At 36.1% G+C, this 23,915-nt stretch carries 23 protein-coding genes; 5 read left to right on the top strand and 18 right to left on the bottom strand.

Annotated features, from left to right (window positions below):
- Window positions 1-62: 62 nt before the first annotated feature.
- The 3 genes from STRPS_RS07055 to STRPS_RS07045 are packed head-to-tail and all read right to left on the bottom strand — an operon-like array spanning window position 63 to window position 2,047.
- A complete protein-coding gene (locus tag STRPS_RS07055; RefSeq protein ID WP_007894962.1) occupies window positions 63-752 on the bottom strand; it encodes a Bax inhibitor-1/YccA family protein in 690 nt (229 codons plus the stop codon).
- Between the two features lie 19 nt (window positions 753-771).
- Window positions 772-1,272 (bottom strand): HD domain-containing protein, encoded by a 501-nt coding sequence (locus STRPS_RS07050; protein WP_007894867.1) that lies wholly within the window; start codon window positions 1,270-1,272, stop codon window positions 772-774.
- Between the two features lie 37 nt (window positions 1,273-1,309).
- Window positions 1,310-2,047 carry a TrmH family RNA methyltransferase gene (locus tag STRPS_RS07045; RefSeq protein ID WP_037598926.1) on the bottom strand — a complete coding sequence of 246 codons (738 nt, stop codon included), beginning with the start codon at window positions 2,045-2,047 and terminating at the stop codon, window positions 1,310-1,312.
- Between the two features lie 87 nt (window positions 2,048-2,134).
- Here STRPS_RS07045 and STRPS_RS07040 point away from each other — a divergent pair, with 87 nt between their 5' ends.
- Together STRPS_RS07040 and yidC are read left to right on the top strand one after the other, a co-directional pair.
- Window positions 2,135-2,413, top strand: coding sequence for an acylphosphatase (locus tag STRPS_RS07040; RefSeq protein ID WP_007894895.1), 279 nt, complete (start codon window positions 2,135-2,137; stop codon window positions 2,411-2,413).
- An 81-nt stretch (window positions 2,414-2,494) separates the two neighbouring features.
- Window positions 2,495-3,424 (top strand): membrane protein insertase YidC, encoded by a 930-nt coding sequence (gene yidC / locus STRPS_RS07035; protein WP_007894912.1) that lies wholly within the window; start codon window positions 2,495-2,497, stop codon window positions 3,422-3,424.
- A 127-nt stretch (window positions 3,425-3,551) separates the two neighbouring features.
- Here the strand turns inward: yidC and greA are convergent, their stop codons facing one another.
- The 15 genes from greA to STRPS_RS06960 form a co-directional block, all read right to left on the bottom strand.
- Window positions 3,552-4,034, bottom strand: a complete 483-nt coding sequence (greA, locus tag STRPS_RS07030) for a transcription elongation factor GreA (protein ID WP_007894866.1) — start codon at window positions 4,032-4,034, stop codon at window positions 3,552-3,554.
- Between the two features lie 70 nt (window positions 4,035-4,104).
- The gene (mltG, locus tag STRPS_RS07025; RefSeq protein ID WP_007894885.1) at window positions 4,105-5,811 is read right to left on the bottom strand and encodes an endolytic transglycosylase MltG; all 1,707 of its coding nucleotides are present in this window, start codon (window positions 5,809-5,811) and stop codon (window positions 4,105-4,107) included.
- A 109-nt stretch (window positions 5,812-5,920) separates the two neighbouring features.
- On the bottom strand, window positions 5,921-6,403 hold the full coding sequence (locus STRPS_RS07020; protein WP_176602252.1) for a GNAT family N-acetyltransferase: 483 nt from the start codon (window positions 6,401-6,403) through the stop codon (window positions 5,921-5,923).
- A 42-nt stretch (window positions 6,404-6,445) separates the two neighbouring features.
- Window positions 6,446-7,780, bottom strand: coding sequence for a UDP-N-acetylmuramate--L-alanine ligase (gene murC / locus STRPS_RS07015; protein WP_007894884.1), 1,335 nt, complete (start codon window positions 7,778-7,780; stop codon window positions 6,446-6,448).
- A gap of 40 nt (window positions 7,781-7,820) precedes the next feature.
- Window positions 7,821-8,435, bottom strand: a complete 615-nt coding sequence (locus tag STRPS_RS07010; protein WP_007894949.1) for a hypothetical protein — start codon at window positions 8,433-8,435, stop codon at window positions 7,821-7,823.
- Between the two features lie 242 nt (window positions 8,436-8,677).
- Complete coding sequence (locus tag STRPS_RS07005; protein ID WP_007894913.1) at window positions 8,678-11,773, bottom strand: DEAD/DEAH box helicase; 3,096 nt, start codon at window positions 11,771-11,773, stop codon at window positions 8,678-8,680.
- A 218-nt stretch (window positions 11,774-11,991) separates the two neighbouring features.
- Window positions 11,992-13,302: a ribosome biogenesis GTPase Der gene (gene der, locus STRPS_RS07000; RefSeq protein WP_007894908.1), complete on the bottom strand. Its 1,311-nt coding sequence runs from the start codon at window positions 13,300-13,302 to the stop codon at window positions 11,992-11,994.
- Window positions 13,303-13,366: 64 nt separating this feature from the next.
- The gene (gene dnaI / locus STRPS_RS06995) at window positions 13,367-14,269 is read right to left on the bottom strand and encodes a primosomal protein DnaI (protein ID WP_007894955.1); all 903 of its coding nucleotides are present in this window, start codon (window positions 14,267-14,269) and stop codon (window positions 13,367-13,369) included.
- Window positions 14,270-15,457 (bottom strand): DnaD domain protein, encoded by a 1,188-nt coding sequence (locus STRPS_RS06990; RefSeq protein ID WP_007896447.1) that lies wholly within the window; start codon window positions 15,455-15,457, stop codon window positions 14,270-14,272.
- On the bottom strand, window positions 15,444-15,938 hold the full coding sequence (nrdR, locus tag STRPS_RS06985; protein WP_007894853.1) for a transcriptional regulator NrdR: 495 nt from the start codon (window positions 15,936-15,938) through the stop codon (window positions 15,444-15,446). Before nrdR ends, STRPS_RS06990 begins: the two co-directional genes overlap by 14 nt.
- A 195-nt stretch (window positions 15,939-16,133) precedes the next feature.
- Entirely contained in the window at window positions 16,134-17,615 is a 1,482-nt protein-coding gene (locus tag STRPS_RS06980; RefSeq protein ID WP_007894935.1) for a HAMP domain-containing sensor histidine kinase, read from the bottom strand.
- Window positions 17,616-17,624: 9 nt separating this feature from the next.
- Window positions 17,625-18,311 (bottom strand): two-component system response regulator CovR/CsrR, encoded by a 687-nt coding sequence (gene covR, locus STRPS_RS06975; protein WP_003082738.1) that lies wholly within the window; start codon window positions 18,309-18,311, stop codon window positions 17,625-17,627.
- A gap of 218 nt (window positions 18,312-18,529) precedes the next feature.
- A complete protein-coding gene (locus STRPS_RS06970; RefSeq protein WP_007894876.1) occupies window positions 18,530-19,063 on the bottom strand; it encodes a YceD family protein in 534 nt (177 codons plus the stop codon).
- Window positions 19,064-19,258: 195 nt separating this feature from the next.
- Entirely contained in the window at window positions 19,259-20,155 is an 897-nt protein-coding gene (gene htpX, locus STRPS_RS06965; protein WP_007894957.1) for a zinc metalloprotease HtpX, read from the bottom strand.
- Between the two features lie 33 nt (window positions 20,156-20,188).
- Window positions 20,189-20,743, bottom strand: coding sequence for a LemA family protein (locus STRPS_RS06960; protein WP_007894897.1), 555 nt, complete (start codon window positions 20,741-20,743; stop codon window positions 20,189-20,191).
- A gap of 148 nt (window positions 20,744-20,891) precedes the next feature.
- Here STRPS_RS06960 and rsmG point away from each other — a divergent pair, with 148 nt between their 5' ends.
- The 3 genes from rsmG (at window position 20,892) to ktrA (ending at window position 23,752) form a co-directional block, all read left to right on the top strand.
- The gene (gene rsmG / locus STRPS_RS06955) at window positions 20,892-21,605 is read left to right on the top strand and encodes a 16S rRNA (guanine(527)-N(7))-methyltransferase RsmG (RefSeq protein ID WP_007894900.1); all 714 of its coding nucleotides are present in this window, start codon (window positions 20,892-20,894) and stop codon (window positions 21,603-21,605) included.
- Between the two features lie 84 nt (window positions 21,606-21,689).
- A complete protein-coding gene (gene ktrB / locus STRPS_RS06950; RefSeq protein WP_007894878.1) occupies window positions 21,690-23,066 on the top strand; it encodes a potassium uptake transporter channel subunit KtrB in 1,377 nt (458 codons plus the stop codon).
- Between the two features lie 14 nt (window positions 23,067-23,080).
- Complete coding sequence (gene ktrA, locus STRPS_RS06945; protein ID WP_007894882.1) at window positions 23,081-23,752, top strand: potassium uptake transporter gating subunit KtrA; 672 nt, start codon at window positions 23,081-23,083, stop codon at window positions 23,750-23,752.
- Window positions 23,753-23,915 lie beyond the last annotated feature (163 nt).

Raw genomic sequence — 23,915 nt, 5'->3', positions numbered from 1 at the left:
AGCTAACCTATTAATTAATGGCATTAAAAAAACTAGCCTTCAAAGAGGCTAGTTTGGCAAAATTAGTCATTACGACCAAAAATACGAAGCAAGCTAATAAATAAGTTAATAAAATCTAAATAGAGACTTAAGGCCATAGCAATTGCCCAGCCATCTCCAACCTGCCCATTGGTAGCCTGATAAACAGCTTTAATACGATTGTTATCAACTGCAATTAGACCTGAGAAGATTAATACTGAAACAATACTAATAATAAAGTTCAAATCACCACTGCCAATAAATAAGTTAACGATACTTGCCACAATAATTCCAATCAAAGCAGCCATCAAAGCTTTAGTAAAACCTGATAAATCCTTTTTAGTGAATAGTCCAATCATTGACATTGTAAAGAAAACTGCCGCAGATGAAATAAAGGCTTGAAGAACAGTTGTTTGTGTATAAACAGCAATAATAAAGCTCAATGTAAAACCATTTAAAGCTGAGTAGAAGAGGAAAAGGGGCAAGGCCATAGGCGTGTTGCGCTGTGCAGCTCCACTAGCCACAAACACCAAAATCAATTCTAATATAATAGCCCCATAATAAACAAATGGGTGGTTTGCAATAATAGCAACTAGATTATCTCTAAAAGGGTAAAGCATCAAGTAGGATACAAAGGCAGATAACCCCACACCTGCTCCTACCAATCCGTATATCTTAGCAAAAAATTGGCTAAGACCAGAATCTGTTTCCGAATACATAATATGATGATTCATAATTTTCTCCTTTAAATAATTATCGATTATGACTGTTTAACGTTTTCCGCTTGAAAAAACGACGATTAGCCCACCGGTTACGCATGGGGGTTGCTGCTTCTTTAATCGCCCAATACTTATCAACCATCGTCACAATATAACTTTCACGATAGCGAGGAAAAGCTACTGTAGCTCCCCACATATGTTTTAAGATAATATCTTCTTCTCGTTTATTGATATCTGTTAATTTTTTGGCATTACGTAGGGCAATTCTTGGGTGAACCCAAGCATGACTTTTATTGAATTTTGTGACACGCCAATCATAGTAAAAGAAATCGTGTAAGAGTCCCCCACGGGCTGTGCTTTTGGCGTCCCAACCAAATCGTTTAGCAAGTTTATAACTAGTGTATGCGACGTTGATAGAATGTTCCAAACGGGTTGAGTGATGATGTTGGACAATTGATTCTAGTTTTTGAAATCTTGGATGATTAATTAAGTGGCCAACGTGTTCCATAAATTCTTGATCATTAGTATAATCCATTAGTTATCACCTCGTGTAGGTATTATACCATATTCCTTTAAATCAAGCTGAAAATAAGAATTCCGGCAGCTACAGCCACATTTAAACTTTCTGCCTGTCCAGGCATCGAGATATGCACCAACTGACTAGAGAGCTCTGCCATTTTGGGACTAATCCCCTGCCCTTCATTACCCATAACCAGTATAAAATCTGTTAAAGTCCCCACTTGTTTGTAATCAATAGATTGATCTGACAAGGTAGTCGCTAAAATGGGCATCTCTTTAGTTTTCATGGTTCGACAAAAAGCATAGACATCTGTGCGCCAAACTGGTATATGGTAATGGCTTCCTTGCATAGAGCGTAGGGTTTTTTGGTTAAAGACATCAGCTGACTTTTCTGAGAGAAGAACACCATCAAAACCTGCGGCATCAGCTGTACGAATCATCGTGCCTAAATTTCCAGGATCCTGAACATCCTCCAACAAAAGATATTTTCCTTTGCCTATACTTGGTAGATCTGGTTTTTCTTGTTTAACCTCTGCCACTATCCCTTGAGGTGTTGGAGAGTCTGTCAGTTCCTTTAGAACTTCTGGTGTTACGACAATAACCTTATCATCAGTAGCAACTCTGTCGACACAGTCTTCAACTACAAAGATATGTAAAAAGCTGGCTTGAGCTTTTTTGGCCTCTTCAAACAAATGCCAACCTTCAATAAGATAGGAATCTGTCCGGTATTTCTTTTGCAAGAGTTTTTTACTTTGTTTGATCATTGGATTTGCTTTAGAACTTATTTTCATACCTCTATTATAGCATACCTTTTTAACCAATTTAAGACCTTAGAAAAGTCTACTTATGTTATAATATGAAAAAGGGGGAGCTCTAAAATGAAAAAAGTTCGTTTGATTGTTTCAGGCAAAGTTCAAGGTGTAGGTTTTCGATATAGCACTTATACTTTAGCCCTACAAATTGGGGATATCTACGGTCGTGTTTGGAATAATGAAGATGGTACCGTAGAAATTTTGGCACAAGCAGCCGATTCTCAAAAAATAGCTCATTTTATTCAAGAAATCCGCAAAGGCCCTTCAAAATGGTCCAAAGTCACTTATCTAGATGTCAAAATGGCAAATTTTGAAGACTATCATGATTTTAAAATCTCCAATTAAAATCAGCCTAGGGAAGTATTGTTAAATTTCCCAAAAAAAAGTAAAATAGATAGGTATATTAAAATTTAAAGGAAAAATACATTGAAACTTAAATTAAATCGCATATTATTTTCTACCATGGCACTGTCGATTCTCTTTACCCTAACAGGTTGTGTCGGTAGAGATAAACAAGGTAATCCTACAGGTATTGTCTGGGATGTCCTTGGAAAACCAATGTCCCACTTTATTGAGTACTTTGCTAATCATATGGGGTTGGGATTCGGACTTGCTATTATTATTGTCACCATTATCGTTCGAACTATTATTTTACCTTTAGGACTTTACCAAGCAAAGAAAGCTAGCTATCAGTCTGAAAAAATGGCTTACTTAAAACCTGTTTTTGAGCCAATCAATCAACGCATGAAAAATGCTACTAGTCAAGAAGAAAAATTTGCTGCCCAGTCTGAGTTAATGGCTGCGCAAAAAGAAAACGGGATTAATATGCTCGGTGGCATGGGATGTCTACCCTTACTTATTCAAATGCCTTTCTTCTCTGCTATGTATTTTGCAGCCTTACACACCAAAGGTATTTCAACGAGTCACTTCTTAGGTATTGATCTTGGAAGCAAAAGCCTTATCCTAACGGCTATCATTGCTATCTTATACTTCTTCCAATCTTGGTTATCTATGCAGGCTGTTGCTGAAGAACAACGTGCACAAATGAAAACTATGATGTATACCATGCCAATCATGATGATTTTCATGACCATGACTTTACCAGCAGGTGTTGGGCTTTATTGGTTAGTTGGTGGTTTCTTCAGTATTATTCAGCAGTTAATAACCACTTACTTTATTAAACCAAAACTCCGTCAGCAAATTGAAGAAGAATTTAAAAATAATCCACCTAAAGTTGGAAAAGCAAGCAATGTTCGTAAAGACGTTACACCATCTAAGGACAAAACTAGCAAAAATATTTCTAAAAATTTGTCTGCACCAAAAAACCGCAATGCGGGTAAACAAAAAAGACGTTAATGATATGAAGTAAACCACAAAGCCATCACTTGCACGAGTGATGGCTTTTTGACTGAGATAGCAGTTCCAATCACTAATTATTCATGTTCTAGACAAAATAAAAAGCGCTGCATCAACAGCAACCTTCTTATTTTGTTTTTTCAACACTCACAATTTCAACTTCATAAGTTGTTGCAGGTGATACGATTTGAGCCTTATCACCTTTCTTTTTACCTATTAACGCTTGAGCAATTGGACTTTCATTTGAAATTTTACCAGAAAAAATATCTGCACCTGCGGAACCAACAATATGATAGGTATCTTTATCGTTTGTTCCGACTTCTTGGACAACTACTGTTTTACCAATAGCAACTTCATCTTTTGCAACCGCATCACTGTCTATAATTTCAGCAAAGCGAATTTTAGTTTCTAAGGTTGAAATTTGTCCTTCAACAAAAGCCTGTTCATCTTTTGCAGCATCGTATTCTGAGTTTTCCGATAGATCACCATACGATCTTGCAATTTTAATGCGTTCAACAACTTCTGGACGACGAACTAATTTTAACTCTTCTAGTTCTTTTTCAAGTTGTTCTTTTTCAAGTTCAGTCATTGGATAAGTTTTTTCAGCCATTTTGTTTCTCTTTTCTTTTTTAGGATTTCGTAAAATACAAACATGATGCTTAAAGCATCATGTTTGTATTTTACTGAATTTGCTTGTTAACATATTTTTCAACATTTGCTGAATGTTGTTCATAGGTTTTTGCATAAAAAACTTCACCTGTTTTAACATTAGCAACAAAGTATAAATAATCAGTATTAGCAGGTTTGACTGTTGCGTCAATTGCAGAAAGCCCCGGGCTATCTACAGGACCTGGCATAAGACCAGTATTGGTATAAACATTATAAGGGGATTTAATCGTTGTGTCAATTCCGGCATCTTCAGCAAGGGTCGTTTTATCTCCCAGCTTGTTCATAGCATAAAGAACAGCAATATTTGATTGCAAAGCCATACCATTTTGCAGACGGTTATAGAAAACACTTGCTATATCACGACGATCTTCATCAGTTGAACCTTCTTTTTCAACTAGCGAAGCAAGCGTCAGAACTTCATTTACCGTCTTACCACTTGACTCTATACCACTATAATAAGGGGCCATTGTGGCATCTGTTGTGGCCAACATATCTTCAATTAAAGCTTTTATATCCGTCTCTTTATAATAATCATAAGTAGCCGGGAACAAATAACCTTCTAATTGATAGACCGCATCAGATTTTTTAGGAAGGCTAGATAACAATCTTGGGTATTTTTTAACCATTGCTTTGATAAAACTGTCATCTTGAATAGTATCTAAAAATTCTTGTGACTTAAAGGGGGTTTTGTCTTTCTTTGATTTGGTATTGACATTGTCAGTTATTGCTTTACTGATTTGTTTGATGGTATAACCTTCTGGAATAAGTATCTTACCCAAAGCTGGTTTAGTAGGTTTATCTGTCCCACCCTTTTGCAATGATTTAGCAATCTCATCTAAAGACATACTCTTTTGAAGGTTGTAATAACCACTTTGAAAATTTGAAAAGTTTTTAAATTTAGTATAAAAGTTAAAAACTGTTCCACTTTTAATTAAACCTTTTGCTTCCAAGACTTGCCCAATTAGTTTATTCCCTGACCCTGCTGGAATTTCAACTTGAACATACTTAGTATCATTTTTATCAACTGGATTAATAGCATTATAGATAAAAACAGAACCTATCAAGGCTACTAAGGCGATAATCAAAACAATTGACGAAATGACAACTAACGATATCTTTTTGGCAACACGATCTCTATGTTGGCGTTTGTTAGTGCTTCTTCTCACAGAACCTCCTTCTTTAGAAGTTTCGACTTGATTTGCTTCAAAACTACTTTTAGATTGATTAGCTTCTAAAGGAGTGTGATTAGTCTCAGTCGTTTTTTCAGTTTCCAAATCCTTAACATCTTGATCAGAAGAGCCTACTATTGTATTATCCGGCCCTGTTTCAATCTCTGATTGATCAAAGATAGTAATAGGCGTAAAAGGAACAGTTTCTGAGAAATCATTACTCTGACTATTAGGCACTTTTTCAGAGTCTTTATAAAGACGTTCCGATGCTCGATTTTGACTTAAAGATTCATAACTCCCAGTTTCTGATGGAGTTGATGTCCTTGCCATTTCATCTTGGTAATCCTTGTAGAGTGCAACCGTTTTTTGCCTTGCTTCAGCGACTTCTCTCTCTTTTTCTTTTATGTCTTCTGCTTTTAAGTCTTGATGAAGAAGTTCTTCTTCTTTTTCTTTGCGAATTTGATTGGCTTTTTCTAACTCAGCTAAAATATGCTCTTTAAAGCTCTTTTCTTTCTGAGATTGTTGCCCATCATCTTTAATATCGGTCAAAGCAAGTCCTCCTAAACGTAATCAACCGCAATTATAACCCAAAAAGGCCATAAAAGCAATTATTTCCCATAATTGTTACTCATTTTTAACACTTTTTGCCTTTTTTAGTTCAGATGCTCCAAACCATCTGATACCAAATACCTCCACCGTGCTTTGAATCCGATAAACCTGTATTTTTGAAGCCGTTCAGCTCATAGTAAGGGATCAAGTAATCATGACAAGTTAAAACAATCCCCTCACGCTTTTGCGCTACCGCCAAATCTTTAAGAGCAGCAATCAAAGCCGTTCCTACCCCTTGCTTTTGGTATTTAGGTGCTACAGAGAGGCTAGTAACAGCAATATAGCCACCTGTTTCAGGATTTTTTTGGCTACCATGGAATAGATGGTCTTCTAACTGAGCTTTTGCAACGACCGGTCCTTCAATATAACCCACAATTTGATGATCAAGCAGAGCTACCAAAAAAGTATCAGGGTTTACCTGCGTTCTAGCTATAATCACCTCTGGAGAGGCTGCTTCTTCAGGTGAAAAATTGGCACTTTCTATTGCATGAATAAATGGCCAGTCTTTTTCCGTAACATGTCTAATTATCATTGTGTCCCTTTCTAGCAGAAAACCTGCCATAGGCAGGATTTTCTATTGATTATTATGAGTAAGGTTTGCTAATAGCTCCTCAAAAGAACGTTCATAGAGTTGAATATCGCCAGCCCCCATAAAGACGTAAACAGCATTATCATGGTCTAGTAATGGTGACACATTTTCCACGGTTACAACTTGGGCAGGCTTGATAATTCTAGCCGCTAAATCTTCAACTTTAACTTCGCCTTTATCAACTTCACGCGCTGAGCCATAGATCTGAGCTAGATAAACACTATCAGCTTCATTTAAGGCTTGAGCAAACTCGTCTAGCAAAGCAATTGTCCGTGTAAACGTATGAGGCTGAAAAATGGCTACAATCTCTTTACTTGGGTACTTTTGTCGAGCTGCATCAATGGTCGCAACAATTTCAGTTGGATGGTGGGCAAAATCATCAATAATAATGGTATCGTTAATAATTTTTTCCGTAAAACGACGCTTAACCCCAGAAAAAGTTACCATATGTTTTGCCACTAGCTCCATATCGACTCCCGCAATATAGAGGTTTGCAATAACTGCCGTAGCATTCAAGATATTATGACGACCATAAGCTGGAACATGAAACTGACCAATTATCTGATCGTCATGTTTTACTTTAAAGTCCGAACCATTTGTTGTCCGGGTAATGTCAAATGCTATAAAATCATTATTTTCTTCAAATCCATAGTAATATATAGGCGCAGAAGATGTGATTTTTTTCAATTCCTCATCTTCACCGTACACAAAGAGAGCTTTTTGAACATGTTTTGCATAATCATTAAAGGCTGAAAAGACATCTTCTATTCCAGTAAAGTAATCTGGGTGATCAAAATCAATATTAGTAATGATTGAATATTCAGGATAATATGGCATAAAATGACGCTCATATTCATCTGATTCGAAAACAAAGTATTGCGCATTGGCAGAGCCTCGACCAGTTCCGTCACCAATCAAATATGAAGTATTGGTAATATTTTTCAAAACATGAGCGAGAAGGCCAGTTGTTGACGTTTTCCCATGCGCTCCCGCCACCCCAAAACTAATGAATTGCTTCATAAATTCACCCAAGAACTCATGGTAACGTTTGAAAGGAATATTTTGGGCAATCGCATAAGCTAGTTCTTCATTGTTATCTTCACGGAAAGCATTGCCTGCGATAATTTCCATTCCCTCTGAAATATTATCTTTGCTGAATGGTTTGATTTCAATCCCAGCTTTCTCTAAACCACGTTGAGTAAAATAATATTTTTCAACATCACTTCCTTGAACCTCATGTCCCATTTGATGTAACATGAGAGCTAAGGCACTCATACCTGATCCTTTGATACCAATAAAATAATAGCTTTTTGACGACATTATAACTCCTTTAATTTTTTAAAACGCACAAACAGTTGCCTTAATGAAACTCATCAAATCGGGTTAAGTTTAGTTCTTGAGCGATTGTTCTTTCTTTTTGAAGGCGGTTTTCTTTATTATTATAAATCTGACTTCGTTTTAAGAAATCATAATTATTTTTCTTACCAGTATGTAAGTTACTTTGATGAGGCTCCTTATACTGCTTTGGTATTTCTGCCAAGATATAAGTCTCTTGTTCCAATTTTTCAGTCAAATGACTCCACTTACTCTCTGAGCGTCTAGCCATGGGCTTGGTTTGCACCTTAGGTTTATCACTCAAAGACCTATGGTAATTAGATTTACCAGCGTTACTGTAAGACATTTCTTTAGCCAAATAGGCTTGACGCTTTTCCTTAAGATCTTTTCGGGCACGTTTACGAGCTTCTTCTGCATAATGACGCCCCTCATCAATCGTTTGAGAACGACTTAAGGGTGTCATTTCTGGTTTTGAAGGGTTTGCAAAATCAAAATCGCGCGTAACATCATCGTAATCTTTATCTTGATAATAACCACGAATATTTGTAATCAAATCTTCATTCTCATACAAATGCATGTGATGACTTTCTTCGATGATTGGTTCCCCATCAGCAACCAATGGAAATTGACGTTTCATCATTGACATTCCCTTCCTTCCTATAGCTTCCCCTATTATAAACTAATTATAACCATTTTTCAAAAGATTCTTCTAATAGAAGGTCGAAAAAGAGAGATTTTATGGTATTTTTCTATTTTTTTAATTATTTTGAAAAAGAGACCCGAAAACTTAATGTTTTCAGGTCCCCTCTCTTGATTATAAAATACTAGTGACTAATCTATCCTCAAGGCTGGTCTATCATTCACAACTATGCTTTGAACCCCTTATCGTCTATTCAAACCGAGAATTTCTTTTATCTCCTCAACAGTCATGCTAGCTCTGCTTTCATTGCCATCAAGAACAGTCGTTACTAAATTTTTTTTGTTTTCTTGTAAGGTTAGGATTTTTTCCTCAATTGTTCCACGTGTAATAAGACGGTAAACTTCTACATTGTCTTTTTGGCCAATCCGATGAGCTCTGCTAATAGCTTGCATCTCTACTGCTGGGTTCCACCATAAATCAATAAGAACAACTGTATCGGCGCCAGTTAAATTAAGGCCTACACCACCAGCTTTAAGAGAAATCAAAAAGGCATCTTTAGAGCCATTATTAAAAGCACGCGTCATTTCTTGCCTTTCATCAGCAGGTGTTGAACCTGTGATTTTATAGGAGCCTAACCCAAGTGAAGAAAGTTCTTGCTCCACAATCTCCAGCATGCCACGAAATTGAGAGAAAATCAAAGCTCGATGCCCATTTTCTTTGACTTGTAAGAGGAGTGTTCTAAGGCTCTCTAATTTACCACTCTCTCCTTGATATTCCATAAAGAGACTGGGAGTATCACAAATTTGACGTAAACGTGTAATTCCAGACAGAATTTCAATTTTTTGTCGATTAATATCAGAATCGGAAGCATTTTGGATACGTTCCTGCATTTGACGTAATTGAGCTAAATAAATAGCCTTCTGCTTATCTGACATTTCATTTGAGTAGGTTATTTCAATCAAGTCTGGTAATTCAGGTAAGACATCTTCTTTTTTACGCCTTAAAACAAAGGGTTGAATATGACGTGAAATTTCTTGTGCTTCCATTTTAAGAAAGGCTTTTTTAGAAGGCAATAATCCCGGAAGAACAATTTGGAAAATAGACCAAATTTCCAAAAGTTTATTTTCAATTGGTGTTCCGGAAAGAGCAAAACAATTAGTCACATTAAAAGTTCGTAACTTCTGAGCAATTTTAGTTTGAGCATTTTTAATCACTTGTGCTTCATCTAAAATTAAATAATCATAATGTCTATCTTGATAGAGCTCAAAATCTTGCCTAAAGGAGGAATAAGAAGTAATCGTAACCTGATGTTCCTCTAAGATGGTCTGATCTCTTTTTGCTTTCAAGCCGTAAGAAACCACTGCATCAATATGAGGGGCAAATTTTTCAAACTCATCTTGCCAATTATATAAAAGACTAGATGGAGAAAGAATTAAAATTTTAGTGTCCTTCGTTAATTTTGTGCTTAAAAAAGCAATCGTCTGAAGGGTTTTTCCCAAACCCATGTCATCAGCTAAAATCCCACCAAAACCATATTTATCTAACGTGGATAACCATTTAATACCCAATAACTGATAATCTCGTACAGCCGCATTTATCTTGAGTTCAGGAAGGCGATACCTTTCTGGGTCATTTAAATCTGCTACCAACTCTTCTAATTCCTGTGAAAAATGAACATTATCCATTTCAGAAAAAGCTTGGGATAATTGTAGAGCTGATATTCCTTCTACTTGAAGGTACCCATCTGCTACCTGCTTAGCTCTTAATTCTTGTAAGGACTGACTAATTTTTTGGGTTTCCTCGTCAAAAATCACCAGCTTCCCTTGGTCACTAATAAAATAAGAATCATTATTAAAAAGTGCCCTAAGTGCGTCATCAATATCTTCTTCAAAAACTTGAGAAAAATCAAAAGAGATATCTAATAACCCACCATTTCTTGTAATGTTAACTTGTGGTGTCTCAGAAAATTTTAAAGCTTGGACTTCATCCGATAAAATCACTTTACCTAATTTCTGAAAATAAGGCAATGCCTCAGAAAAAAAGATATAAAGATCATGCGGATTACGAATCGTTTTTTGGGAAAGGACTTGTCCTTCAAAACCATAGTGGTTTAAAGCACGGTAGAGTTTTTCTTCTTTTTTGTAATTACTAGCAAAGGGAAGTTGATCACGTTCTTGCTTACTAGTCACTTGTAAGTTTCCAAAATCAAACGTAAGACGAGAAAGAATCTTATTATCACCTAACAACTCAAAATTAAAGATAGCCTGGAAATCCCTAATCTGAAAACTTTTTGGTGCCTTGACCTGACCAACTTCTTGAAAATCTAAGAGACTAGCAGCTAACTTAGCTTGATCATCTAAATCAAATTGAATGTGTTTAGCTAAATCTGATTGTATCGGTAGACTGCGAATAGCTCCGACTATTTTCCGCTGTTTTAAGTCTAAGTGATAAAATGTGTCTTGGTATAAAATGTACTCATTATCAAATAAAAAGTGCATATTTTTCTCTTTAATTTGGAGAGAAATAAATTTACGATGAACCTCGACGAGAAATTGAAATAGGCCCGCATCTGCATCTAAAGGTTTGACATACACATGATTATAGACTTGCTGGGGCCCTTCAAAAGTAAAGTCATACAAGCCAGTCATTAAGTATAAACCTTCTTCAAAAAGACCACTTGGTAAAAAAAGGTGCCGTGCATGGTTAGGAAAGATTTGAGCATTTTCACTCTTGTCCCAACTTGGGGCTAATCGCCATAAAAATTGAATTAACTCCTGACTAGCTTGATCAAATTGAATTAGCGATAAAGGTTCATAGTAATTTTTTCCAATCTGATAAAAGCCTTCTCGCTGAATCAATCCTAAAAAAGCTTTAATATCACGAATCACGTAGGACCTGTCATCAGGCAGACGATTAATTTTTAATGACCACCAATAATCCGATGAAAAAGGGCTGGGACTAGCCGAAGCAGAAAGTCTAAACTTAAGGCTATCGTCCTCATTCATTTTTAAATTATCTAAAAAAAGACTACCAAAAGAGGTCATTTTCTGTCTTTTTTCCTTAGACTCCGTCTGATGATGCCATTTTTCAGAAAGAATTTTTCCTTGCTCACTATTTTTCAAGTAATATTCTAAAGCAGCCAAATGCTGACAATATTTTTTTGATTGAAAAAAAGAACATGTACAAGAAACCGAAGAGTCATCAATACCATAAGTAACTTTTTCCCCATCTACAGAAGCCTCTATCATGCTCTCTTCTTCATGATTAATACTTACTAGTCCTTGATCATAAAGGTCAATTCCTTGATTACGAACCCGACCCGGAATTAGTCTTACCATAATTTTCCCACCTTTTTGATTATCCCTTTATTATACCAAATTCCCAGCTATATGACTTGCATTTTTCTTTATTCTTCTCTCATTGGGAAATAGCAGAGCAAAAAAAGATTAGGCACTCAGCCTAACCCCAAAATTTAGAATTATAAAATCACTTGTAAGAGGAACTGATAACAGCCCCCATCTAAAAAGTTACTGACTACGGTAAGAAACAACTGGCCTCATTTACGCTTACGCGCAATCAGATGAATCGGCGTTCCCTCAAAGGTAAACGCTGCTCGAATTTGATTTTCTAAGAAACGTAGGTAAGAAAAATGCATCAACTCTTCCTCATTAACAAAAATGACGAAAGTTGGAGGTTTGACAGAAACCTGAGTTGCATAGAATATTTTAAGGCGTTTCCCCTTATCTGTAGGTGTTGGATTAATTGCGATAGCATCCATAACAACATCATTGAGAACCGCTGAAGGAATCCGACGACTCTGGGAATCACTGATACGTTTAATTAATTCTGGTAGTTTATTTAAACGTTGCTTAGTCAAAGCAGAAACAAAGATAATTGGAGCGTAACTCAAAAATTGGAATTGATCACGAATATCCTCTTCCCATTTTGAAACAGTATGGTTATCTTTTGAAATAGTATCCCACTTATTCACCACAATAATCATACCCTTACCAGCTTCATGAGCAAAACCAGCAATTCGTTTATCATACTCACGGATACCCTCTTCAGCATTGATAACCATTAAAACAACATCAGAACGATCAATAGCACGCATTGCACGCATAACTGAATACTTTTCCGTATTTTCATATACTTTACCAGATTTGCGCATACCTGCAGTATCTATCATAGTAAATTCTTGTCCATCGCTATCTGTAAAGCTAGTGTCAATAGCATCTCTGGTTGTACCAGCTACCGGACTTGCAATAACACGATCTTCCCCCAAAATAGCATTAATTAAACTTGATTTCCCCACATTGGGGCGTCCAATCAAACTAAAACGGATGATATTTTCGTTATCTTCGACTTCTTCAACAGGTAAATTCTCTACAATCGCATCTAAGACGTCTCCAGTCCCAATACCATGAACAGATGAGAGCGGATAGGGATCCCCTAAACCAAGTGAATAGAAATCATAAATGTCGTTACGCATCTCTGGATTATCCACTTTATTAATGGCTAGAATAACAGGTTTATGAGTACGATAGAGCATTTTAGCAACATACTCATCTGCATCCGTCACGCCTTCTTTCCCAGAGACTACAAAAACAATAACATCCGCTTCGTCCATGGCAATTTGAGCCTGATGTTTAATCTGCTCCATAAAGGGAGCATCGACATCGTCAATCCCACCAGTATCAATCAATGAGAATTTACGGTTCAACCATTCTCCGGTTGTATAAATACGATCTCGTGTCACGCCTTCAACATCTTCAACGATGGAAATACGTTCCCCTGCAATTCGGTTAAATAATGTGGACTTGCCAACATTCGGTCGTCCAACAATGGCAACTGTAGGTAAAGCCATGATTCTCCTTTATACTTGTAATGTTTCCATTACCAATTTCTCTTTAATTAGTTTCCTGTAACAATTAACGGCGATTAGCCCCTTCAAGATGGAATTCTTGCGCTAAGTAGCGAACTCTCTCCATCACACGTTTAGCCTGCCAAGTTTCATCATTTCCCTTGATATTCGCCCATTTTCGCTCTAAATCACTCAGACTATAATTAGAAGTGAAAAAAGTTGGCAAGTCCTCTAACATACGGTATTGTAAGATAACTTGTAGCACTTCATCACGGACCCAAGAGGTGGCTTGTTCTGCCCCGATATCATCTAGAATCAGCACTGGAACGCTTTTCACAGCATCGATTTCATCTTTTACAGAACCTGACGAGATAGCATTTTTGACGTCAATGGTAAAAGTTGGAAAATGAAGCAAAGTTGTTGAGACGCCTTTACGCTCTGATAATTCTCTGGCCATAGCTGCCATAAAATAGGACTTTCCAATGCCCATATCACCATATAAGTATAAACCTTTTTGGTCAGCATTAGGATATTGCTCAACAAAATCAAGAATTTTAGAGAGGGCTTGCATACGACTAGCATTATTGACGTCAACATCCGTCATGTTAATATTACGATATGACTTAGGTAAATTGACCAAATTAATGCGATCTGAGATAGCAGCCTTTTTCTTAGCTTCAACTAATTCTTTTGTTTCTTGATAAGAAACATCTGCGTAACCTTCATTCATCACTAATATTGGCGCATAGCCTTTAGCAACGTAGGAAAGGTCTCCTGTTTGGTACTTTTGACGCTCAAGTAAAAATTGATTAAACTTGGATAAACTGAGAGTGATTTCATCTTGATTAAGACCTTGAGTAGTGATAAAAGCTGCAACTTCTGGATCTGCCAAAATCGTCTGAATTAATTGGTTAGAATCTACACGATTAAGATTTCCTAATTTTTCCATAGTGTTTCCAATTTTTTCCATCTAGTCACCACCTTTTTTCAATTTTTCTAAGCGTTTCAAGGCTTCGGCTTTAAATTTATCAAGTTTTTCTTGTTCCTCAGCACTTGTCTTTTCTTGATAATCTGGATTGCTCCACTGGGGAACATTTGTTTTAGAAGCTTTTACTTTGGTACTAGTCGGTTTGCCTTTTCGATCTTCAAATGAACGCATTTTTAAAATGGCCTCTTCAGCATTCCCAACACCTTGATAGGAAAAATCATTGGCAATCTTCAGTAAATAGTTTTTCTGAAGATTAGCTGAATTTGTTTTATTAAAGGTATATAAAACCATGATATTAATAACTTCATCTAAAAAATCCATTTGAGCCAATTTTATGAGAAGATTTTTTTCATCTTGGGTCACCGTTGCTCTTTTGGTTTTTTTTATTTTTTCTAAAAATAGCTGAGCTTTATCTTTTTTTGCTTCACGAATAATAACAAGTTCTGCCTGAGTAAAATCGTCTGATTTTGAAAACTGGGTTAGCATTTGTTTTTTCTGAGCAATAATCCGATTCGGTGCAATTTTCCCATTTACAGCTGTTGCTTTTGCTAGCTGATAAGTATCAAACCAGGTCATTTTATATTCTTCGGCAATACTATAAAGCCTTACGACATCTTCTTTTTCATTAGCAAACTGTAAACCATCACGAGACATCAATTGTTGAAAACTATCTAAATCAAATGTTAGTCTATTTTTCTTAGGTTTCAGAGTTACTTCGAGATCTGCTGGTGCTTTTCCAAAAACATCTGAAAATTTTTTTGAGATATCCCTAGCCTGATTTGGAATGGTAACTTCTAACTCAGATAGGGCTAGCTCTCCAATTTTTTGCTCCAATAAGCGTTTGTAAATGGGATTGACTAAAAAATCTTCTAATTCTAACGCTGGTTGCAATTTAATAAGGTAATGGTTGACCTCTTGGTACAAAACTACCAAATCAAGTGCTGTTAGAACAACCAAGGCCTCTTCTAATCGTGACATTCCAAATTGCAAATGATTGAGGATTTCACTATATTTATGTTCACGTTTCCCATCATCAAAAAAATGGGTTAAATACTGATAAACCACTAAAGCATCACTGCCCATAATAGGATAATAAAGCTGAATTAAACTGTTAGCATTATAAGAAACCTTATTACGCTTCAGATAATAATAAGTATCAATAGGTTTCATCTGTCACATTACTCTTTTTCTTCCCACGAACACGAGATGTGATTTGTTGCAGTAGTGCTTCAATCTCATCAACATCTTTAAAGCTTTTATAGACACTGGCAAAGCGAACATAAGTAATCTCATCTAGTTCAGCTAATTCTTCCATTACCAAATTACCAATGGAGGTACTGGACACTTCGTTCTCATAATCAGCTCTAACTTTTTGCTCAACTCGAGAAATCAAGTTTTCAATATCAGTACTTGAAACTGGGCGCTTTTGAGCACTTTGAACCACACCATTTAGGATTTTGTCGCGAGAAAATTGCTCTCTTGTCCCGTCTTTTTTGATGACTAAAAGTGGGAGTTCTTCTAGGCGCTCAAAAGTTGTAAAACGTGTATGACATTTTTCACACTCTCTTCGACGTCTAATCGTATTACCGTCTTCAGCTTGTCGACTATCAATAACACTGGATTTATTATAATTACACTTTGGACAACGCACGCAAACACCCCTATTCTATCAAATTAATCTAGTACCCTATTCTATCATAAATTATAAGATAACAAAAGTATCTATCCTGCTATTATAGGGCCTTTAAAAAGAGCAATTGTAAAACGAGCTACCTTAACGATAGCTCGCTTATAACGCTTTCTTAGTGATTTCACAACCACCTCTTACACTTGTCAACAAATGGGTTTAGTCTGCTAATGGTATATAAATAATAAAGGTGGAGCCTTTATTTAATTCACTCTTAACTTCCATCTTCAAATTGTAACCTTCTACAATTTGTTCTAGAATGGATAGACCAATGCCTAAGCCAGCTTGGGTACTGGTACGATTTCGAGATTTATCACTACGATAAAAACGTTCAAAAATATGCTTAATATCTTCATTGGAGATGCCTTCCCCTCGGTCAGAAACTTTTACAATTGCTTGTTTACCATCTGTCTCTAAATCAAGAGAAATCTGTTTTTCAATTCGAGAATACTTAATGGCATTATCGATAAGAATCATAAGAGCCTGTTCAAAATGGTTTTTATAGATACAAGCAAGGGTCTCTTTTGATCTCGGTTCCCAATTGAAAACAAAATCTTCCCTTAGAACACGAAAATTACCAATAACGGTTTCAATTGAAGCCTCTAAAACCGTTGTATCATTTTGATGACCTTCAAAGCTTCCTTGAACGCGTATCATATCTAACATATCATTAATCATAATTGCCATACGATCTGCTTCATGTGCCGTCGCTGAAAGACTCTCCTCTAAAATCTCTTCGTCTTCCTTCCCCCAACGTTGCAGAAGTCCAATATGGCCTTTAATGATAGCAACAGGAGTGCGCAGTTCATGGCTTACATCACTGATGAACCGAGACTGTAGTTTAGTATAACTTTCAACTTTATCTAACATGGTATCAAAGATTCCTGATAATTCTTCAATTTCATCTCCAGATCTAATCCGTGATCTTAGATTTAGATTATTTGGATTTTCAGAAATATTCCGCATGACATCGTGGAGATTATTTAAAGGCTCAAGAAATTTCCGCGTTGACGTATAAATAATGATATAGGCCAGACTAGTGCCAAATAATTCCACAAAGATCAACCATAAAAGCAGCCGAGCCCTAATAACATAGTAATCTTCTAAATCTTGATAAATTTGAACGTAACCGACTAGCTTACCACTACGATTTGAGTAAACCTTTTTGATAAGAGAGAACCCTCGATACTCTCCTTCAACTTCATCTTTAAAAACTTTATTTAGCGGACCGACTAGGTCATAGGAAAATTCAGATTCATCAGTCGTAAAAATCATTTTTTTGTCTGTATTATAGATATAAATTTCTTGTTTGGTATCTAAAATATTTGTCAAATCACGACGACTCCGAATTAGTTCAAGTCCTTTTTCAGATGCAATCTTTAAATTTGCTTTATGATTTGTATAGAGTACATTTGCTAAATTATCAAATGAAAAATTAGAGTTCACCTTTGACAGACGAACTCTAACTAAATCACTGGTATGAGTGATTGCTTGTGTTTCTTTTTTTACTAAAAAATAGTCAGTAGAATAGTAAGCAATCATTGTAAATGCAGAAAAAATACAGAAAAATAAAACAAAGAATAGGCTAGATAAGCGTTTAGGTAATGTCCTTTTATATTTTCTTACTTTCCGATTTTTCATAAGCTATAACTATTTTTCACGGATAACATAACCCATGCCACGAACAGTCTGAATATAGGATTCACGACCAGGCATGTCAATTTTGCCACGAAGATAACGAATGTAGACATCAACAACATTTGTTTCAACGGCTTCATCGTATTTCCAAACATTAGAAAGCAACTCTTCGCGGGTCATTACACGATTCATATTTGTCATAAGGATATTCAAGAGATCATACTCACGCTTTGTTAATGAAATTTCATCATCACCACGGTTCACAGATCTGTTTTGAGGGTTCAAAACAAGGTCGCGATAAACACCTTGATTAGGCGCTTTCTTTTCAGTTTCAATGTCTTGACGACGGAAAATCGCCCGAATACGCGCTAATAACTCTTCAATAGCAAATGGTTTGACAATATAATCATCTGCACCACGATCAAGACCTGCTACAACGTCCATAATAGAATCACGTGCAGTCATCATCATGATATAGGTAGTTTTCTCAGTTTGAAGACGACGAGTGACTTCAAAACCGTCCATTTCAGGGAGCATTAAATCTAGTAAAATTAAATCAAAATCTTTTTCTAATGCTGTTTCTAGGCCTTCACGCCCGTTTACTTCTACTGTCACCTCGTACCCTTCATGTTGAAGTTCAAGTGAAACAAACCGTGCGAGATTTTTTTCATCTTCGACAATTAGAATTTTCTTTGTCATATGTTTTTCCTTTTCCCTTCTATCTTATAAACAAGCTTTAATAGTCGGTTTTCCTTTTTTAATTGAGAGTTTCGTAATCTACTAGATTCCACAAAGTATTTCAGAATTTTAAAGAGTTACAAGAAACCCTCTTTTTGACTAATCAGATACTGTATAGAGTATATCAAAGTCAGCTTTATTTAGCAACAAAAAATTACAATTTCCTTAAATAGTCAGTTTTATTCATCAAACAAGCTATCTAAACCTGCAAAAGGATTATTTCCTTTTTTCTTTTCAGCTTGTAAGGTACGAAACTGATCTTCTGTCAGGACTTCCCAATCATTGCCTGAGGGCATTTCATCTGACTCTAATTCTTTGTCTGTTAAAATTTGTAGTGGAATTGCTAATAATATATTATCAATAGCACTCACTTCCAAATCAATACGATCGTCTTCTAAAATCAATACTAGGTTTTCATCAATCTTATCTCCCATATCTTTAACAGCTCCTTCTTCTACGAAAAATTCCTGTATAGATTGGTTTTCTAGTCTTTCAACTGGTTCCATGGAACGACTAGAAGGTAATGTTAATGAATAACTTAATTGATAGTTTAAATGGTAAAGACCATCATCATAACTTACTGTACCAATAACATGAACATCCTTGATGTCAATAATTGATGGATCACGTTCCAAGAGACTTTTTTTTATCTCTAAATAATGATCAAATGAAATGGGCTCTTTCTTTTTCTTGATTTCTGAAATGCTTAACATTGGGTCTCCTAATAATACTCTCATTTATTTTTACTATTATTTTAACATTTTGTCAATGTATTTCTGTAAAAAAGTCCTTTTTTACCCCTTTAGAGGACAGGGATATTTTTTATCTACACCTATTTATAATAATATAAACAGAAAACTTAATGCTATCTTAGTATAAAAAGAAGAGCTTAAGGTTTCCTTAAACTCTCACATGTGACGCAATCGCTCAATTCGATCTTCGATAGGAGGATGTGTACTAAATAGCTTCGAAACATCTTCTTTCTTGCGTGGTTCATTAATGTAGAGGGCCGCACTCGCACTATCTATAGGACTAGATAATGGCTGAGAATTCTGGAGTTTTTGCAAAGCTTTAATCATACCTTCAGGATTACGTGTTAATTCAACTGAACTTGCATCAGCTAAGTATTCTCTTTGTCTAGAAATAGCTAATTGAACAAGCGAAGCTACTATAGGTGCCAATAGCAGTGACAAAAAGGAAAATAGTAACAGAAATATCCCTAAAGCACTATCATCACGGTCGTCATCACGACTTCTACTACCACCTCCATACCACATCATATGACTGCCAATACTAGAGATGAGCGTAATTGCACTCGCTAAAGCAACTGCAATAGTTGAAATTCGAATATCGTAATTACGGATATGACTAATTTCATGACCAATAACTCCCTCTAATTCTTCGCGATTCATAACTTGTAATAAGCCACTTGTTGCAGCTACAGCTGCATTTTGCGGACTTGATCCTGTAGCAAAAGCGTTTAAGGAAGGATCATCAATAATGTAAACTTTTGGCATCGGTATCTGGGCAACCATTGCCATATCCTCAACAATATGGAAAAAGTCAGGAGCCTCATCAACCGTAATTTCTCTTGCATTATTCATACTCATAACTACGGCTGTTGATTGAAAAATCATACTGAAAGCATAAATAGAACCAACAATTAGCGCAATAGCTATGCCTAACTGATATGATCTAGTCAATAAATAGCCTGCCGCAGCTCCTATTACTGTTAATAGGAAGAAAAAGGCGATAATGAGGATGACTGTACGTCGCTTATTATGCGAAATTTGTTGATAGAGCATCTTCTCCCCTTCTAAAAACAGATTTTAGATACCTTAGAAATTAAATTCCACTTTTGGAACGGCTTTTTCTTCTTCAGGTGTTTGTAAAAATTCACTTGGTTTGAAACCAAACATTTTTGCTACGATATTACTTGGAAATGTCTCTAACTTCATGTTGTAATTAGATGTGGTTGTGTTAAACAATTGGCGTGAATAAGAAATTTTATTTTCAGTATTAGTCAATTCATCTTGCAACTTCAAGAAATTAGTATTAGCCTTTAAATCTGGATAGTTTTCTGCTACTGCTATCAAGCTTGCTACTTGTTTTGTGAGTTCATTTGAAGCTTCCATAGTTGCTGCTGGCGTTGAAGCATGGGCAACTTGTGAACGAAGTTCTGTGATTTTCTGGAAGGTTTTTTCTTCATAAGCAGCGTAGCCTTTCACTGTTTCAATCAAGTTAGGAATTAAATCGTTCCTTCTTTTTAACTGAACATCAATTTGGCTCCAAGCTTCCTTAGTATGCATCCTGCTTTTAACAAGGCTATTGTAGCTAGACATTAACCAGATAGCTAAAAGTGCTATGAGGACTAAAATGATTACGAGTGTCATATTATTTTCTCCTTTTTATCTATTGACTTAATTATAGCAATTTTCAGCTGAATAGCAACTATCAATCTTATAAAGACTTTTTTCTCAGGCATTTGTTTATCACTATAATTATGTTAGAATAGAAAAAAATCAAAATTGAAGGAAAACAATGACCCCAGAAGAATTTTACCAAGCTTTAGCAACGTCTGGATATGAGCTAAAGCAAAAACAAAAAGATCAGTTTGATACTTACTTCAAAGTCCTAATTGAGTGGAACCAAAAGATTAATTTAACAGCAATTACCGAAAAAAATGATGTCTATCTAAAGCATTTCTACGATTCTATTGCTCCTATTTTGCAAGGCTATATTCCTAACCAGCCCATTCAACTTCTAGATATCGGTGCAGGAGCAGGATTTCCAAGCCTTCCAATGAAAATTATTTTCCCACAACTGCAAGTAACCATTATTGATTCATTGAACAAGCGGATCACCTTCTTAGCTCACTTAACCCAGGAACTAGACCTAGATGGAGTGACTTTTTATCATGGCAGAGCAGAAGATTTTGGTCAAGATAAAGGCTTCCGCTCTAAATATGACTTAGTTACAGCACGCGCTGTCGCCAGAATGCAAATTCTGTCAGAATTAACAATTCCTTTTCTAAAAGTTGGAGGCCGACTCATCGCCCTCAAAGCACAAGCCGCTGATCAAGAGTTAGAGCAAGCCCGCAAAGCACTTCACCTTCTCTTTTCACAAGTAGTTAGCAACCACCATTATCAATTACCAAATGGTGACGAGCGATACATGACTATTGTTGAAAAGAAAAAAGAAACACCTAATAAATACCCACGTAAAGCTGGAATACCAAATAAAAAGCCACTTTAAAAAGAATAAAGCTAAATTATTTTTAAGGTTTGGCTTTTTTGATTAATTTTTGATAAGATGGAAGGGATACTTTAAGGAGGACTTATGAGACTACCACCTATCAGAACTTGGACGGTTACACAAAAATTGACCCTAAGTTTTGCGTCTGTTATTTTAATCGGCAGTACCCTGCTGTCTTCACCCTTGACACACTCCCCAAGTGCTCATCAAGCTACATTTTTAGATCACCTATTCAATGTTGTATCTATGGTCTGTGTAACAGGCTTGTCAGTCATACCTGTTTCTGAAGCTTATAACACCCTAGGTCAGACTATCGTTATTTGTCTCATGCAAATTGGAGGGCTTGGACTAGTAAGTTTTATTGCTTTTAGTACCTTTGCTTTAAAGCGTAAAATGGACTTATCTGGCCATACCCTACTACAGTCTGCCTTAAATCGAAAAGACAGTAAAAACTTAAAAGATTTTCTTTTCTTTGCTTATAAGATGACCTTTATCATCGAAATCCTCGCATGTGCCATTATCGCAATAGAGTTCGTTCCTCGTTTCGGTTGGAAAAATGGATTATTCAATAGTTTGTTTTTAGCCGTTTCTGCTTTCTGCAATGCTGGTTTTGATAATTTTGGTAGCTCCAGCTTAAAAGATTTTGTGCTCAATCCAACCATTAATGTCGTTGTCTCTGCCTTAATCATCTTTGGAGGAATTGGTTTTGCTGTTTGGCATGATGTCATGGAGAACCTGAAACGCTATTTCGTCGAAAAGCCAAAATGTCACGGTCTCTTTTACCGAAAGCTATCCAATCAAACGAGACTAGTGCTCCAAACCACTGGCCTTATCTTAGTCTTAGGAACCTTATTAACCTGGTTTTTAGAAAAAGATAATCCTAAAACAATTGCCAATTACACCTTCATAGAGCAAATGATGGTTAGTTTTTTCCAAACCGTCACTATGCGAACTGCTGGCTTTGCTACTTTATCCTACTTAGACACGCTGGCACCAACAAATTTCCTTTATATGATTCAAATGGTTATCGGAGGGGCTCCTGGAGGTACAGCTGGAGGTATTAAAGTAACAACTGTAGCCATTACCATTTTACTTTTAAAAGCAGAGCTTGCTGGGCAATCCCAAGTAACATTTCAAAATCGGATTATCACCAGTCGAACGGTTAAACAAACCATGTCGGTTTTAATCTTCTTTATGTCAGTATTTATCATTGGCTATACTCTTTTACTCAGCGTAGAACCTACTTTAGACCCCGTTGCCCTACTTTTTGAAGCAGTTTCAGCAATTGACACTGTTGGTGTAACAATGGATACTACTCCAAAATTATCTACACCAGGTAGGGTAATCATTATGTTCCTAATGTTTATTGGACGTGTGGGGCCAATTACCTTCTTACTGAGCTTAATTCAAAGAAAAGAAAAAACAATTCGATATGCAACAACAGATATTTTAGTGGGATAAGATAGGAGAATAAGATGAAACGTAAAACTGTAGGTGTATTAGGCTTAGGTATTTTTGGGAGAACAGTTGCTAGACAGCTGAGCCAGTTTGACCAAGACGTGATTGCTATTGATAAAAGTGAGGCTAATGTTAACGAAATTGGTAATCTCGTCACAAAAGCCGCTGTTGGTGACATGACCGATAACGATTTTTTATTGGCAGTTGGCATTGATCAATGTGATACTGTCGTGATTGCAACAGGAAATAACCTTGAAGCGTCAGTTCTAGCTATTATGCATTGTAAAAAACTTCAAGTTCCTGCTATTATTGCTAAAGCCAAAAATAAAATCCATGAAGAGGTCCTCTATGGAATCGGTGCAACTAATGTCATTACTCCTGAGCGAGACTCTGGTAAAAGAGTAGCTTCAAATATTCTAAAATGTCATATTGAAAGCATCATCTATCTTGAACACGGCATTTCAATGATTAATTTTGCTATTCCTGAATCATGGGTGGGAAAAACTTTAACGGAGTTAGACGTTAGACAAAAGTACGAATTGAACATTATTGGTACGAGACACGAAAAAGAAAGTTCCCTAGATCCAAATGTTAATCCTACCGCTCCACTTGAACCAAATACTATCCTCGTTGCGATTGCCAATAATCACACTTTCGAAAAATTTGATTACCTTGGCTACTTAAAATAAGTATTTTTTAGAAATAAAAGAGTCTGGGACAAAAAGATATTAATTTTTGAGATTCCCTGCCATTAATTTTTCCAATTGATAAATGAAACCCAAAAAGCGAACAAAACTCATTTTCTGATACTCAGAATACTGTCTTGTTCGCTTTTCATATTTGAGCTTAGAC

The organism is Streptococcus pseudoporcinus LQ 940-04 (assembly GCF_000188035.1).
Taxonomy (GTDB): domain Bacteria; phylum Bacillota; class Bacilli; order Lactobacillales; family Streptococcaceae; genus Streptococcus; species Streptococcus pseudoporcinus.
This window is presented reverse-complemented; position numbering and strand designations above follow the sequence as displayed.

What these genes read in the sequence shown, in the direction of transcription:
- STRPS_RS06980 (WP_007894935.1), bottom strand. Translation starts at nt 17,615, where the DNA reads ATGAAAAATCGGAAAGTAAGAAAATATAAAAGGACATTACCTAAACGC.
- covR (WP_003082738.1), bottom strand. Translation starts at nt 18,311, where the DNA reads ATGACAAAGAAAATTCTAATTGTCGAAGATGAAAAAAATCTCGCACGG.
- STRPS_RS06960 (WP_007894897.1), bottom strand. Translation starts at nt 20,743, where the DNA reads ATGACACTCGTAATCATTTTAGTCCTCATAGCACTTTTAGCTATCTGG.
- STRPS_RS07050 (WP_007894867.1), bottom strand. Translation starts at nt 1,272, where the DNA reads ATGGATTATACTAATGATCAAGAATTTATGGAACACGTTGGCCACTTA.
- STRPS_RS07055 (WP_007894962.1), bottom strand. Translation starts at nt 752, where the DNA reads ATGAATCATCATATTATGTATTCGGAAACAGATTCTGGTCTTAGCCAA.
- ktrA (WP_007894882.1), top strand. Translation starts at nt 23,081, where the DNA reads ATGAAACGTAAAACTGTAGGTGTATTAGGCTTAGGTATTTTTGGGAGA.
- STRPS_RS07045 (WP_037598926.1), bottom strand. Translation starts at nt 2,047, where the DNA reads ATGAAAATAAGTTCTAAAGCAAATCCAATGATCAAACAAAGTAAAAAA.
- STRPS_RS07010 (WP_007894949.1), bottom strand. Translation starts at nt 8,435, where the DNA reads ATGATGAAACGTCAATTTCCATTGGTTGCTGATGGGGAACCAATCATC.
- STRPS_RS07005 (WP_007894913.1), bottom strand. Translation starts at nt 11,773, where the DNA reads ATGGTAAGACTAATTCCGGGTCGGGTTCGTAATCAAGGAATTGACCTT.
- greA (WP_007894866.1), bottom strand. Translation starts at nt 4,034, where the DNA reads ATGGCTGAAAAAACTTATCCAATGACTGAACTTGAAAAAGAACAACTT.
- murC (WP_007894884.1), bottom strand. Translation starts at nt 7,780, where the DNA reads ATGTCGTCAAAAAGCTATTATTTTATTGGTATCAAAGGATCAGGTATG.
- STRPS_RS06990 (WP_007896447.1), bottom strand. Translation starts at nt 15,457, where the DNA reads ATGAAACCTATTGATACTTATTATTATCTGAAGCGTAATAAGGTTTCT.
- STRPS_RS07020 (WP_176602252.1), bottom strand. Translation starts at nt 6,403, where the DNA reads ATGATAATTAGACATGTTACGGAAAAAGACTGGCCATTTATTCATGCA.
- der (WP_007894908.1), bottom strand. Translation starts at nt 13,302, where the DNA reads ATGGCTTTACCTACAGTTGCCATTGTTGGACGACCGAATGTTGGCAAG.
- htpX (WP_007894957.1), bottom strand. Translation starts at nt 20,155, where the DNA reads ATGCTCTATCAACAAATTTCGCATAATAAGCGACGTACAGTCATCCTC.
- rsmG (WP_007894900.1), top strand. Translation starts at nt 20,892, where the DNA reads ATGACCCCAGAAGAATTTTACCAAGCTTTAGCAACGTCTGGATATGAG.
- STRPS_RS06970 (WP_007894876.1), bottom strand. Translation starts at nt 19,063, where the DNA reads ATGTTAAGCATTTCAGAAATCAAGAAAAAGAAAGAGCCCATTTCATTT.
- dnaI (WP_007894955.1), bottom strand. Translation starts at nt 14,269, where the DNA reads ATGGAAAAAATTGGAAACACTATGGAAAAATTAGGAAATCTTAATCGT.
- STRPS_RS07040 (WP_007894895.1), top strand. Translation starts at nt 2,135, where the DNA reads ATGAAAAAAGTTCGTTTGATTGTTTCAGGCAAAGTTCAAGGTGTAGGT.
- ktrB (WP_007894878.1), top strand. Translation starts at nt 21,690, where the DNA reads ATGAGACTACCACCTATCAGAACTTGGACGGTTACACAAAAATTGACC.